Here is a 13,417-nt window from a genome sequence, read left to right on the forward strand (position 1 = left end):
GAGTAACCCCGAACATGAACAACCAGAACGTAGACCAGAACGAGATTGCGAAATTCGAGGCGCTCGCCAGCCGCTGGTGGGACCCGACCAGTGAATTCAAACCCCTGCACGACATCAACCCGTTGCGACTGAATTACATCGACGAGCGCGTCTCGCTGGCCGGCAAACGGGCTCTGGACGTTGGCTGCGGCGGCGGGCTGCTGTCCGAAGGCATGGCACTTCGGGGCGCCCATGTTACCGGTATCGACATGGGCGAGGCGCCATTGTCGGTGGCCAAGCTCCATGGCCTGGAGTCCGGCGTGAAGGTGGACTATCGACAGACCACCATTGAGGAACTGGCGCGGGATCCTGAACATGCCGGCCAGTATGACGTGGTTACCTGTCTGGAAATGCTCGAACATGTACCCGACCCGGCATCGGTTATTCGAGCCTGCGCCAGTATGCTGAAACCCGGCGGCCACCTGTTCGTGTCGACCATCAATCGCAACCCCAAGTCGTTCCTCTTTGCCATTGTCGGTGCCGAATACGTTCTGAACTTATTGCCCAAGGGCACCCATGAGTGGAAGAAGTTTATCCGTCCATCGGAGATGTCCGACCATCTTCGCCATGCCGGGCTGGAAGTCCGCGAACTCACCGGCATGACCTACAACCCTATCACCAAGGTGTACAAGCTTGGGCGGGATGTAGACGTCAATTACCTGATGCATGCCCGGGATACCCGTGAAGACTGAGCAGACACCGGCGGCGGTGCTCTTCGACCTGGACGGCACCCTGATTGACACCGCCCCGGATTTCATCCGCTGCCTGAACCAGCTCCGACAGCAACACGGCATGCCGGCACTGCCCGCAGAACAGATCCGGCGCTCGGTTTCCAACGGCGCCCGGGCGATGATTCGGGTGGGATTCGGGCTGGAGCCCGAACACGAGGGTTATCCTGAAAAGCACACGGCCTTTCTCGATCTCTATGAAACCGGTGTGGCCGTTGAAACCAGCCTGTTCCCGGGCATGGACGAGTTGCTGAGCAGCCTTGAGAGCCGGGGCATTCCCTGGGGGATTGTCACCAACAAGCCCGCACGCTTCGCAGTGCCCCTGATCGAAGCCCTGGGCCTGGCGCAACGCTGTGCCGCCCTGATTTGCCCGGACCATGTGGCTGAACGCAAGCCGCACCCGGAGTCACTGCTGCTGGCCTGCCGTCAGATTCAGGTGGAACCGATAAAATCTGTTTATGTCGGTGATCATGAACGGGACATTGAAGCGGGCCGGAACGCTGGAATGCACACCATCGCGGTGCGTTACGGCTACATAGAGCAACCGGAGACCGTTGACCTGTGGCAAGCCGACCGCATCGCCGATACCGTCAGCGACCTGACAAAGCTGTTACAATAGCGCCCAATCATTTTCGACCGGGCTGGCCAAGGCCCGGTCCGGCCTGATTTACGGAGACAGGTTATGCAAGATTACCAGGCACCCGCCGATCTTCTGAAAGACCGCATTGTCATGGTAACCGGTGCCGGCAGTGGTATCGGACGCGCTGCCGCCAAAGCCTATGCTGCCCATGGCGCCACCGTCATCCTGGTTGGGCGCACGGTCTCGCGGCTGGAGGAAGTCTACGACGAGATTGAAGCCGCTGGCCACCCCAAACCTGCCATCGTGCCTATGAACTTTGAAGGGGCGGCGGTCAAGGATTATGAAGAGCTGGCCATGACCCTGGAAGACAATTTCGGTCGCCTGGATGGCCTCCTGCACAATGCCGGCATTCTGGGTGCTCGCAGCCCGGTTGAGCTGTACGATCCGGAAACCTGGAACAAGGTCATGCACGTGAATGCCACTGCGCCATTCCTGCTGAGCCGGGCGATGATTCCGCTGCTGCGCAAATCCGATGACGCCTCCATGATCTTTACCTCTTCCGGCGTTGGCCGGCAGGCACGGGCATACTGGGGCGCCTACGCCGTCTCCAAGTTTGCCGTTGAGGGCCTGGCCCAGTTACTCGCCGACGAACTGGACGACGAGCGCCACAATATCCGGGTAAACAGCCTGAACCCGGGCGCGACTCGCACAGGCATGCGGGTGCTGGCCTACCCGGCGGAAGATCCGAAGAAAAACCCGGACCCGGAGCAGCTGATGCCCGTTTACCTGTATCTGATGGGCCGGGACAGCAAAGGCGTTCATGGCCAGCAAATTGACGCGCAGCCGAAAAAATAATGGAACTGCTTTTTTACACCACAACCCAGTGCCATTTGTGCGAACTGGCAGAGGCGCTGCTGGTCAGCACCCCGATGCCCGAGCCCATTCCGGTGGATGTGGTGGACATTGCCCAGTCCGAAGCCCTGGTGGAGCGCTACGGCACCCGCATCCCGGTGCTGCGCCGCAACGACACCGGGGCGGAGCTGGACTGGCCGTTCACCAGGGACCAGTTACTCACGTTTCTGCAATGAGGATCCTCTGACATGCTGATGATCATCTCCCCTGCCAAGACTCTGGATTATGAGAGCCCCCTGGCAACGGAAACCCATACCCAACCGGACTTCCTGGACGATGCCTGTGAACTGATTGACCAGCTCAAGGAGCTGGAACCACATCAGGTCAGCAACCTGATGAGCATCAGCGACAAACTCGGGCAACTGAACGCCGAGCGCTTCCAGAGCTGGCGCACACCGTTTACGCCGGATAATGCCCGGCAGGCCGTTCTGGCGTTCAAGGGCGACGTCTATACCGGTCTGGATGCCGAGAGTTTCAGTAGTGAGGATTTCAGTTTTGCCCAGAAACACCTGCGGATTCTCTCCGGCCTCTACGGACTGCTGAAACCGCTGGACCTGATGCAGCCCTACCGACTGGAAATGGGCACCCGGTTTGAAAATACCCGGGGCAAAGACCTGTACGCGTTCTGGGGCAGCAAGATTACCGATGCCCTGAACCAGCTACTGGCCAGCGACGACAAGGTGCTGGTGAATCTGGCCTCCAACGAATACTTCAAGAGCGTGCAGAAAAAACACCTGGACGCCCGCCTCGTTACCCCCCAGTTCAAGGACTGGAAAAACGGCCAGTACAAGATGATCAGCTTCTACGCCAAGAAAGCCCGGGGGCTGATGTGCCGTTACGCCATCCAGAATCGAATTACCCAGGCTGATGATCTCAAAGGCTTCAACCTGGAGGGGTACTATTTCAGCGAAGACCAATCCGATAACAACAACTGGGTTTTCCTGCGGGACGAGCAGTAGTCAGGCGGTTTTCCGACCTGTGTTTAACACCTTCAGACATCTGTTGATATCGGAGTAGCAATGAACGAAGCAGTATTTTCCCAGATCGCCATGCTGGTGTTTCTGACCGGCCTTATTGCCTGGATGGGCTTCATTGTTTGGGATCTGGCCAAGAAATCCCAGGCCGGCAAATTTGGCACTATCGCGCTGTTTACCGTACTTGGCGCCGGCGTTGTCGGCTTTATCGTGAAAACCGTGTTGGTGGAGGTTATGCAGATCTGACCGGCCTGCCGTCACTTTACGGCTACCGCCTGGTAGCCGTATCATCCCTCCCCCTTTTTCGATTCGACAAGCTCCGACCTGACGCAAGGATTCAGACCCATGTGGTTTCGTAATGCCCGTGTTTTCCGTTTCACCAAACCTTTCGATATTTCCGCAGAAGCGCTGGAAGAGAAACTCCAGGCGGACGCGTTCAAACCCTGCGGCCCTCAGGAAACCAACCGCCAGGGCTGGGTTCCGCCCCTGGGTAAACACGGCGACCAACTGGTGCACAGCGCCAACGGTTATCACCTGATTGCCCTGAGAAAGGAAGAGAAGATCCTGCCCGGGCCGGTGGTGAAGGAGGCTGTGGAAGAGCGTGCCGAAGCCATTGAGCTGGAGCAGGGCCGAAAGGTGCGCCGGAAGGAAAAAGACGAACTGAAAGAACAGGTGATGCTGGAAATGCTGCCACAGGCATTTTCCCGCAACCGCCGTTGCTTTGCTTACCTGGCCCCTCAGGACGGCGTGCTGGTGGTTGATGCCGGCTCTGCGAAACAGGCCGAAGATCTAGCCTCGACCCTGCGCAAGAGCCTGGGATCACTGCCTGTGCGACCGCCGGCGGTTGAGCAATCCCCCGCCTTCACCTTCACCGGCTGGCTGAACGAAAGCATTGATCACCCTGCCAACATTACCCTGGGCAGCGAATGCGAACTGAAAGACCCGTCAGAAGATGGCGGCGTGGTACGCTGTAAAGGTCTTGATCTCAAAGCCGACGAGATCCGCAACCACCTGGAAGCTGGCATGCAGGTGACCAAGCTGGCCCTGACCTGGGACGACAATGTCTCGTTCGTACTGGACGAAGAGCTGGGCATACGCCGGCTGAAATTCGGTGAAACCCTGCAAGAGCAATTGGACGACGTCGATGTCGACGACGCCCTGGCCAAGTTTGATGCAGCTTTCACCATCATGACTCTGGAGCTGTCACGGCTGATTCCCGGGCTGCTGGAAGCCCTGGGCGGAGAAGATCGCTCCGCCATCGTCGAGGAGTAAAGGAACGGGGGGCTACAGATGCCCCCCTTTGCCCAGCCGTTCCTTCTGCCAGTCTTTCTGCGGCTCGTTCAGTACCAGTCGCAGATCCATCACTTCTTCCTCCGGGTTGTATTTGATTTCAAACCCCAGATGCTCGGCCAGCTGCAACATCGGCCGGTTGTCCGGCAACACATTGCCGATCATTTCCATGGTGCCCCGGGCACGGCAATAATCAATCATCTTCTGCATAAGGGCCACGCCCAGGCCTTCGCCTTTCATCCGGTCATCTACCATGACGGCGAACTCGCAACGCAGATTGTCGGCATCGGTCCAGGTACGCACCGTACCCAGGGTCTCCTCGCCTTCACCATCTTCACGGGGCGCATTGGCGATGAACACCATTTCCCGGTCATAGTCGATTTGCACCATCTGGGCCACGTCTTCCCGGGAAAAATGCTTGCGGTACTGGAAGAATCGGTAACGGATGGATTCCGGAGACTGATGCTCGTGAAACAGCCGATGAGCAGGCTCATCCTCCGCCAGCACCGGGCGAATAATCACGCGGCGACCGGATTTGGGCAATACCAGCCACTCCTCCAGCTCTCGCGGGTAGGGCTGGATAATGGGCTTGATCGGATGTTCATCCAGGTCAATAGCGATGTTTACAGCAACGGCGCCCTGCTCATTGAATAGCAATGGCGAGATTTCCAGGCCCTTGATCTCTGGTATATCGATCACAATCTGTGACAGCGTCACCAGGGTTTCGGACACCGCCCGGATATCCTCTTCCGGCTTCAGGCTGTGTTCTTTAAGCAGTTTGTACATGTAAGTACGCCGCAGCAGCTCGCGGGCCAGCACCATGTTCAGGGGCGGCAACGCAATCTGGCGATCGGTCATGATATTGATCTGGGCACCGGCTGCCCCGCAAACCACCAGCGGCCCGAACACCTCATCACGAGTGATCCCCACACTGAACTCGATGCCGCCAACATGCTGGTAGGAACGCTGGACGGCAAAACCCAGGAACCCGCTTTTCGGGAAATGCTCCCGATATTCGTCCATCAGGAAGCGGCAGCTGTCGATGATCACCTGTTCGCTGTTGAGCTTTTTGACCGTGCCCTTATAGCGGCGCTGGGTCGGGCTCAGATCCAGGAACGGATAACACACATCTTCGTGGATAACAGTTACATCAATGGGGCGGCGCTCGACTGCGAAGACCTCCAGCACCTCTTCCACGTCATCACAGTAGACGGTTTCAATGGTATTGATGCCATAGTCGCAAATCACCCGCCGGGCTTCCCGGTTGGACAGATGCCGCCGGCCATCCCGCAAGGCCCTGGCGACCAGTTTGCGGGTGTTGGCCCGGTCGGCGAAGTGGTCTGTAAACGATTCGGGCGTCTCGGTCAGCAGCCGCTGAATGCGCTGATGCCGAACATGCTGCATGAACGCCATCACCGCTTTTTCCGGGTTAAAGAACGATGGCAACCCCGCCCGGTAAAACTCTTCCCGGGAATCCATCACCGTGCTCTGCCCCAACCAGCAGGTAAAGATGTTCAAGCGGGTGCCCTTGGACGCCTGCACCACGGAATCGGCAATCTGCAGGCTGTCTTCGATCAGTGTGGGTGCGTACATCACCAGTACGTTAGCCACGTTAGGGTCCTTCGCCAGAATCTTGATAGCCTTGCCATATAGCTCGGGCGTGGCATCATAGTTAAGGTCAATGGGGTTCTTGCGGGTCCAGTACGGCGGCAGCAGTTCTCCCAGCTCCCTGACCGTATCTTCCGACAGCTCCGCCAGTTCACCGCCGAGATCCGCCAGCCGATCCACCGCCAATACGCCGGGGCCCACGCCGTTGGCCATGATGGCCAGGGATTCCCGACGCAGCGGGCGCATCCGGGTCAGGGTTTCCAGGGCATCAAACATCTGGCCAAGCCCGTCCACCCTCAACACACCGGCGCGCTGAAGCATGGCATCGTAGACCGGGTCACTGCGTTTGATACCAGCGGGCAAGGCATGGGTAAACCACTCGGATTCGGGCACCCGTCCGGATTTCACCGCAATCACGGGCTTGGTCCGGGAGGCCACCCGGACTGCCGACATGAAGCGCCTGGGGTTGGGGATGTTTTCAATGTGCAGCAGAATGGCTCGGGTCTGGGTGTCCTGGGCCAGATAATCGATCAGGTCGTCGTGATCGATGTCCATACCATCACCCAGGGTCAGGAAGTAGGAGAATCCCACCCCCCTGGCAAAGGCCCAGTCCAGCACCGAACTGGCAATGGTGCCGGACTGCCCCACGAAGGCCACCCGGCCGGGAATGGCCCCCATATGGGCATAGGTGGCGTTCAGATGCCGCGCCGGCACCATCAAACCGATAGTGTTGGGGCCCAGTACGCGGATGCCGGTCTCCCGGGCGGCATCGCGTACTGAATACATCAATGGCTGGCCGGTTTTACTGTGAGTCCGGGACATGCCCCCGGTCATTACAATGGCGGTACGCACGCCACATTCACCCAGCTTGCGGATCATTTTCGGCACCGTGTCCGGCGGGGTACAGATGATCGCCAGGTCCGGACTGAAATCCAGTTTGGACACTTTGCGCACACAGGGCACCCCGTGCACGTTTTCGTAGTCGCTCTGGTTGACCACCACGAGCCGGCCCGGATAGCCGCCGCCCAGCAGGTTCCGCAACACCATACCCCCGAGGTTGTCAGCGCGTTCCGAGGCGCCAATAACGGCAATGGATTCAGGATTGAACAGGCTTTCCAGATAGCGGGTACTCAACGCGGCTCTCCCAGTGGTGTGCGCGACAGGAATGTACAAACTTCAATAAAACGGCTTGCTTATCAGTGTATACCTTATCTTAGGTGGCGATTTCATGATGTAAATCGACTAACGAGTTATTAGACCAAAGAAATACGACAGGCTTCGGTTATCCCTGATAACATGAAAGCGATAATAAGCATACTCAGGTTCAGGCATTACCCATGACCACGGCATTTTTTTCCCACGACGACTGCAAGAAACACAACATGGGCCCGGAGCACCCGGAAAGCCCTGAGCGTCTTTCAAGCATTCTCGCCTACCTCGCGGATACCAACCTACAACAGGAACTGGACTGGGTTCGTCCGGAAGAAATCACCCGGGACCAACTGCTGACCGTGCATCCGGAAAGCTATCTGCACCAGCTGGACCTGATGCAGCCAACCCGGGGCCGGGTGTTCACCGACCCGGACACCGCGATGATGCCGGACACCCTGAGAGCGGCGAAGCTGGCCGCGGGGGGCAATGTGCAGGCTGTCGATATGGTGATGAGCAGCCAGGTAACCAACGCTTTTGTCTGCGCCCGGCCACCGGGACACCACGCCGAACGTGCCAAGTCGATGGGGTTCTGTTTCTATAACAATATCGCCCTGGCGGCGATGCGGGCGCTCACCTTCCATCACCTTGAGCGGGTGGCCATTGTCGATTTCGATGTGCATCAGGGTAACGGCACGGTAGATATTGTCAGTGGTGATGAACGCATACTGATGTGTTCCAGCTTTCAGCATCCGTTTTATCCGCATTCCCATGTGCACCGGCAGGCCGACAATATTGTCAATGCGCCGATTGCAGCCGACTGCTCAGCGGCTGAGTACCGCAAGACGGTTGAAGCCGCCTGGCTCAAGAAACTGCAGGATTTTCGTCCGCAACTGGTGTTGATCTCGGCAGGCTTTGACGGGCATCGGCTGGACCCCATGGCGGAGCTGAATCTGGAAACCGAGGATTATCGATGGTTAACGGAAATGCTGGTGAGTGTCGCCCATGACCACTCCAACGATCGCATCATCTCCACGCTGGAAGGCGGGTATCACCTGAAAGCCCTGGCAGAGGGTGTGGCCGCGCACCTGGAAGTCCTGAACGCAGTATATTGAAACTCGGGATGGCGTGTTCCGGCTATCCCGAAAACTCGCTCCCCATACCGTTAGCCTGCAGCAGTTCCGGGCGCTCACCCTGGCGTTGCAAACGAATGGTGGTGCGGCGGTTATCAGCCGGCCGGCGGGAAACCGGATACTGATCACCGTGGGCCCGGACCGTCAGCATAGTCTCATCGATTCCCCTGGATTTGAGATACTCGGCCACCACGTTGGCTCTTTCCTCCGACAGCGCGCGGTTATCAATCCGGCTACCAATACTGTCGGAATGGCCGTCCACGAAGATTCTTTCTACCGTGCTGTCGGCCATCACGTAGGTCACAATATTGTCGAGCAAGTTCATGTCTGCCTGTGACAGGCTGGTACTCCCGCTGGCAAACGGAACCCGGCTGCGCCGAACCTGGTCGAAGTTAACCGGCAGCAGACTGGCAACGCATTCACGATAGCCGGCGTACGGGCCGGAAAAATTCACATTCGACAACTGCACCCGCACGGGCTGGCCGCTGTATACCGCGGCTCGGGTTACTGTCGGCTGCATACCTCGGGACAACCCCTGGGCAATCAACACCGCTTCCCGATTCCCCAGGTTCACCGAGCGCGGACTATCCGTTACCTGCACAGCACCAATGGGGCTCGGTGGAACTCCTGGCCGCCAGGGCGGCGCTTCAACCACTAACTGGCCCTGGCCGGGGCGCATCACACTCAGATCCGATTCGAGATAGAAACGCAGGTCTTCCCCTGCCCGGTGCCTGAGCACGGCGCGGCCAAAGCCAGGAACCTCATGGACAAGGGAACACTCAAAGACCGACTCGGAGAGATACCACTGGCTGTTTTCAATACCGGCACCATAACTGGATGACAGCACAGGCGCAGAGGGCAATGACATCAACCCTGCCGTCGCCAGCAATTTCAGCAATCTGCTCTGCCTGAAGAACCAATTGGGTGAAACCATAGGAATGCCCCGTGGAGCCTTTAAACCAGTGAACTAACCGGTTAACGGCGACCCGACCGGGAACTTGAGCCGGATAACTTACGATCAGGTTAAAAACATCTGCTTTTCGCTTCTGATATAATCCGCGAAATTTTGCGCTCGCTTTCGGATACCTTCTCATGACCCGACAGATAACCATCACACGCCCGGACGACTGGCACCTGCACGTGCGCGACGGCGACATTCTGAACGATGTGGTGCCCGCCACCGCCGCCTGCTTCGGCCGCGCTATCATCATGCCTAACCTGGTGCCGCCGGTAACCGATGCCAGCGCAGCCATGGCGTACAGGGATCGCATTCTGGCCGCGGCCCGGGGAACGGACTTCCAGCCCCTGATGACCCTGTATCTGACCGAGAGCACCACCGCCGAGACCATTCGTGAAGCCAAAGCCGCCGGCGTAGTGGCAGCGAAACTGTACCCGGCTGGCGCCACCACCAACTCTGCCTCCGGCGTAACGGACATTCGCAATATCTACCCGGTGCTGGAGGCGATGGCGGATTGCGGCATGCTGTTGCTGGTACACGGCGAGGTGACCGACAGCGACATCGATATTTTCGATCGGGAAAAGGTGTTTCTGGAGCGGGTTCTGGCGCCCACGCTGACTGCGTTCCCGTCGCTCCGGGTGGTTCTTGAGCATATCACCACTGCCGATTCGGCCGAGTTTGTCCGTAACCATCAGGGCAATAACCTAGGGGCAACTCTCACACCGCAGCATCTGATGTATAACCGCAATCACATGCTGGTCGGCGGTATTCGCCCACACCTTTACTGCCTGCCCATCCTCAAGCGCAACAAGCATCAGGAAGCGCTAAGAGAGGTCGTGGCCAGCGGCGATCCCCGCTTCTTCCTGGGCACGGATTCTGCCCCACACGCGAAAGACAAGAAGGAAGCCGCCTGCGGCTGTGCTGGCTGTTACTCCGCCTACGGCGCCATCGGCCTGTATGCCGATATCTTCGAGGAACTGGGCATTCTGGACAAGCTGGAAGCCTTTGCCAGCTTCAACGGCGCCGATTTCTATGGCCTGCCCCGGAACACCGACACCGTGACGCTGGTGCGGGAACCCTGGACCATGCCGGAGATCCTGCCTCTGGCCGGCGGCGGCATTGTTCCGTTGAAGGCCGGCGAAACCGTTAACTGGCGCCTGGCGTAAACCCTATTCATTCACTACCACGAACATCGGAGTTCGAGTGTCAGACGAAAACAAACAGCCCCACCCCATGTCCCAGCGCTTTCGCGGCTTTCTGCCGGTGGTGATCGATGTGGAAACCGCCGGCTTCAACCCGGAACGTGATGCTCTGCTGGAAATCGCCGCCGTAATGCTGACCATGGATGAGGATGGCTGGCTGCGCCGGGGCGAAACTCACGTGCAGCAAATCGACCCGTTCGAAGGCGCCAATCTGGAGCAGTCGGCCCTGGATTTCACCGGCATCGATCCCTGGAACCCGGAGCGGGAGGCGGTACCAGAACGGGAAGGTCTGAGCGAGATTTTTTCTCCCATCCGCAAGGCGGTAAAAGAACACGACTGCAAGCGAGCGGTACTGGTGGGCCACAATGCCACGTTTGACCATAATTTCGTTTTCGCGGCAGCGCTGCGAGCCGATATCAAACGCAACCCGTTCCATCCATTCTCGACGTTTGATACCGCTACCCTGGCGGGCCTCGCCTACGGCCACACCGTGCTGGCCCAGGCCTGTAAACTGGCGGGCATTCCCTTCAGCAACAAGGAAGCCCACTCGGCCGCCTACGACGCGGAAAAGACAGCAGACCTGTTCTGCGGCATCGTCAATCGCTGGCGTGAACTGGGCGGGTTTCCGCCGCCGCCAATCGAAATTGCAGAAGAACCCCAGGAATGAAATCTCCAACCTGAAACGAAAAAACCCGCCGAGGCGGGTTTTTTTGGCTTATAACGACGATTACCAGTATATCCCCCGCATAATCGCCGCAAAGGCTACCTGCTCGGTAGAGACTTTCGGCTTTTCGCCGGACTTGCTGCCAGCGGCTGCTGGAGAATCCGGGAACATCCGGTAGCCAGTGTTCATAATGATCTCACCCATCTTCGGTGCCAGCGCATGCAGAACCTGTGCGAACACGCCAAGACGGGTGGCAATGCGCTTGGGCCGGTACACAATCGCATCCGCCACCATCTGCGCGGCTTCATCCGGTGTCAGCGTCGGCACGGAATCGTAGATCTTGGTGGGCGCGATCATCGGCGTTTTCACCAACGGCATGTTGATGGTGGTGAAGGTCACGTTGCGATCCGACCATTCCGCAGCGGCACAGCGGCTGAACGCGTCCAGTGCGGATTTCGAGGCGACATAGGCCGAGAAACGCGGAGCGTTGGTAAGTACCCCGATGGAAGAAATATTCACCACGTGCCCGCGGCGACGCTCCAGCATGGCTGGCGCAAAGCCCATGATCAGCCGAACGGAGCCAAAGTAGTTCAGCTGCATGGTCCGCTCAAAATCGTGGAAGCGGTCAAAAGACAACGCCAGGGAGCGGCGGATGGAGCGACCCGCGTTATTCACCAGTACATCCACGTGGCCGTGATTATCGAGCACCGTCTTCACAAAGCGGTCGCAGTCGTCCATGTCCGAAAAGTCGCACTGGTAAGCATGCACGTTGCCACCTTTGGCCTCCAGACTGGCCGCCACTTCATCCAGAGTTTCCTTGGTGCGGGCACCAATGACCAGAATGGCACCGGCCTCTGCCAGTTTCTCTGCCGTTGCCAGGCCAATACCCGAGGTCGCGCCGGTGACCACGCAAACCTTACCTTCAACCGTGCCCTTGAGGGTGCGGTCCTTGAACAGATCCGGGTCCAGATTTCTCTCCCAGTAGTCCCAGATCACCGGGGCATAGGACGGCAGTCGCGGCACCTCAATGTCTGTACCCTTCAGTACCCGCTCCAGCTCCCGGGTATCAAAACGGGTCGGATAATTAATGAAAGACATCACCGAGGGCGGAATGCCCATGTCATCCAGAAGCGCACCAGTAATGCGCTTGACCGGAGGCAGATTCTTGATGCTCTGGCGAATAAACGGCGGAATAAAACCGAACATCCGGGAATCGATGCGCATACCCATGCGGGGGGCATGGCCGGCCTCGCAGAAGATATTGAGGATCTCACCCACCTTGTACGGATCGGAGTCCACCAGATGGAAACAGTTGCCATCTTCGCCTTCCAGATGGGCAATGTGATCCAGTGCATCGACGACGAAATCCACCGGCACAATGTTCAGCCGGCCACCTTCAATACCGATGGTGGGTACCCACTGGGGCAACGCATGACGGATCTTCTGAATCATCTTGAAGAAGTAATAGGGCCCGTCAACCTTGTCCATTTCGCCGGTTTCCGAATGGCCAATGACCATGCCAGGGCGGTAGATGCGGAACGGAACCTTGCATTCTTCACGCACAACTTTTTCGGATTCGTGCTTGGTGCGCAGGTAAGGATGATCAAGCTTCTCGGCTTCTTCGAACATATCCTCCCGGAAGATACCCTTGAACAGACCCGCTGCCGCGATGGATGACACATGATGGAAATGCTTGGCGCCCATGGCTTCTGCAGCCTGAACAGCCGCCCTGGTGCCTTCGATATTGGTGGCCGCCTGGGCTTCTTCGTCTGCGCCCATGTCGTAGACCGCGGCAAGATGGAATACGTGGTCAATATTTCCTTTCAGTGATTTCAGCGTTTTCGCGTCAATACCAAGGTTTTTGCTGGTGAGGTCGCCGATCACAGCCTTCACTTGCTTGTCGTCTGCACCCCAGCGCTCCCGGAGCCGCTCCAGCTTGTCCTGGGACTGCTCGCGAACCAGAACATACACGGTGCCGCCGCGCGCCAAGAGTTTCTCAACCAGAAAACGACCGATAAAACCGGTGCCGCCTGTCAGGAAATAATTCATAGGTACTCCATTCTGCCTGTTGTGTTTTTTGTCTTTAACCGACACAGATACGACTAAAGTCGTAGCTGATTCTATCGGTCGGCAATTCTACTTAATTGCAACCCTCATGTATCGAACTTTTTTAGAGTTTT

The 13,417-nt window shown here is 58.0% G+C and carries 13 protein-coding genes; 10 read left to right on the top strand and 3 right to left on the bottom strand.

Annotated features, from left to right (window positions below; translation table 11 throughout):
• Window positions 1-14: 14 nt before the first annotated feature.
• From ubiG to rdgC, 7 genes are all read left to right on the top strand, one after another.
• Window positions 15-731: a bifunctional 2-polyprenyl-6-hydroxyphenol methylase/3-demethylubiquinol 3-O-methyltransferase UbiG gene (gene ubiG, locus ACSSVV_RS16760; protein ID WP_014421957.1), complete on the top strand. Its 717-nt coding sequence runs from the start codon at window positions 15-17 to the stop codon at window positions 729-731.
• Entirely contained in the window at window positions 706-1,386 is a 681-nt protein-coding gene (gph, locus tag ACSSVV_RS16765; RefSeq protein WP_158011885.1) for a phosphoglycolate phosphatase, read from the top strand. Before ubiG ends, gph begins: the two co-directional genes overlap by 26 nt.
• A gap of 63 nt (window positions 1,387-1,449) precedes the next feature.
• Window positions 1,450-2,202 carry a YciK family oxidoreductase gene (locus ACSSVV_RS16770; protein ID WP_023008813.1) on the top strand — a complete coding sequence of 251 codons (753 nt, stop codon included), beginning with the start codon at window positions 1,450-1,452 and terminating at the stop codon, window positions 2,200-2,202.
• On the top strand, window positions 2,202-2,435 hold the full coding sequence (locus ACSSVV_RS16775; protein WP_011785957.1) for a glutaredoxin family protein: 234 nt from the start codon (window positions 2,202-2,204) through the stop codon (window positions 2,433-2,435). Before ACSSVV_RS16770 ends, ACSSVV_RS16775 begins: the two co-directional genes overlap by 1 nt.
• A gap of 12 nt (window positions 2,436-2,447) precedes the next feature.
• Complete coding sequence (yaaA, locus tag ACSSVV_RS16780) at window positions 2,448-3,218, top strand: peroxide stress protein YaaA (protein WP_022992895.1); 771 nt, start codon at window positions 2,448-2,450, stop codon at window positions 3,216-3,218.
• Between the two features lie 60 nt (window positions 3,219-3,278).
• Window positions 3,279-3,479 carry a DUF2788 domain-containing protein gene (locus ACSSVV_RS16785; RefSeq protein ID WP_011785959.1) on the top strand — a complete coding sequence of 67 codons (201 nt, stop codon included), beginning with the start codon at window positions 3,279-3,281 and terminating at the stop codon, window positions 3,477-3,479.
• 99 nt (window positions 3,480-3,578) lie between these two features.
• Window positions 3,579-4,505, top strand: a complete 927-nt coding sequence (rdgC, locus tag ACSSVV_RS16790; RefSeq protein WP_022992894.1) for a recombination-associated protein RdgC — start codon at window positions 3,579-3,581, stop codon at window positions 4,503-4,505.
• 12 nt (window positions 4,506-4,517) lie between these two features.
• On the opposite strand, the gene ACSSVV_RS16795 is transcribed toward rdgC, so the two are convergent.
• Complete coding sequence (locus ACSSVV_RS16795) at window positions 4,518-7,265, bottom strand: bifunctional acetate--CoA ligase family protein/GNAT family N-acetyltransferase (protein ID WP_014421963.1); 2,748 nt, start codon at window positions 7,263-7,265, stop codon at window positions 4,518-4,520.
• A 203-nt stretch (window positions 7,266-7,468) separates the two neighbouring features.
• Between ACSSVV_RS16795 and ACSSVV_RS16800 the strand changes: the two genes are divergently transcribed.
• Window positions 7,469-8,395, top strand: a complete 927-nt coding sequence (locus ACSSVV_RS16800) for a histone deacetylase family protein (RefSeq protein ID WP_022992893.1) — start codon at window positions 7,469-7,471, stop codon at window positions 8,393-8,395.
• A 22-nt stretch (window positions 8,396-8,417) separates the two neighbouring features.
• On the opposite strand, the gene ACSSVV_RS16805 is transcribed toward ACSSVV_RS16800, so the two are convergent.
• Entirely contained in the window at window positions 8,418-9,347 is a 930-nt protein-coding gene (locus ACSSVV_RS16805) for a flagellar protein MotY (RefSeq protein WP_011785963.1), read from the bottom strand.
• A gap of 158 nt (window positions 9,348-9,505) precedes the next feature.
• Here ACSSVV_RS16805 and pyrC point away from each other — a divergent pair, with 158 nt between their 5' ends.
• Window positions 9,506-10,537 (top strand): dihydroorotase, encoded by a 1,032-nt coding sequence (gene pyrC / locus ACSSVV_RS16810; protein WP_454106604.1) that lies wholly within the window; start codon window positions 9,506-9,508, stop codon window positions 10,535-10,537.
• Window positions 10,538-10,574: 37 nt separating this feature from the next.
• The gene (gene rnt, locus ACSSVV_RS16815; protein ID WP_454106605.1) at window positions 10,575-11,240 is read left to right on the top strand and encodes a ribonuclease T; all 666 of its coding nucleotides are present in this window, start codon (window positions 10,575-10,577) and stop codon (window positions 11,238-11,240) included.
• A 60-nt stretch (window positions 11,241-11,300) separates the two neighbouring features.
• Here rnt and ACSSVV_RS16820 read toward each other — a convergent pair whose 3' ends face one another.
• Window positions 11,301-13,286 carry an SDR family oxidoreductase gene (locus ACSSVV_RS16820; protein WP_014421967.1) on the bottom strand — a complete coding sequence of 662 codons (1,986 nt, stop codon included), beginning with the start codon at window positions 13,284-13,286 and terminating at the stop codon, window positions 11,301-11,303.
• Window positions 13,287-13,417 lie beyond the last annotated feature (131 nt).

It is taken from the genome of Marinobacter sp. MBR-105 (genome assembly GCF_053628895.1).